The sequence below is a fragment of the Vibrio marinisediminis genome (assembly GCF_014050145.1).
GTDB classification, from domain to species: Bacteria; Pseudomonadota; Gammaproteobacteria; order Enterobacterales; family Vibrionaceae; genus Vibrio; species Vibrio marinisediminis.
Genome location: NZ_JACFYF010000169.1, coordinates 1 through 298 on the forward strand (window position 1 = coordinate 1; position 298 = coordinate 298).

The 298-nt window shown below is 56.7% G+C and carries 1 protein-coding gene; it reads left to right on the top strand.

All coding sequences use genetic code 11. From position 1 onward, the window contains the following. Window positions 1-135: 135 nt before the first annotated feature. Window positions 136-298 (top strand): acyl-CoA dehydrogenase family protein (locus H2O73_RS23820; RefSeq protein ID WP_182110774.1); only part of this gene is annotated, 163 nt, incomplete at its 3' end.

Here is a 298-nt window from a genome sequence, read left to right on the forward strand (position 1 = left end):
GAGCCGAATGAATCTGCTATCCGAGGCCTTGAAAAAAGAACTCAACCTCATTGACTGCTACATGCAACGCTCTGCTCCCACTCCTGTGAAAACGGCGGGATGCGACAGTGTGCGCCTATCTCAAGGAACACTCCCATGTCAGAAAAACTCGATGCCATTCTTGCCGCAGCTCACACGCACGCCACTGAGGTCGTAGCGCCCAATGTAGACGCGTGGAACGCAGCAAAGGCGTGGCCGCGCGACGCATCTGACAAAGCAGGCGCTGCTGGCCTGACAGGGCTTTACGCCCCCGAAGATT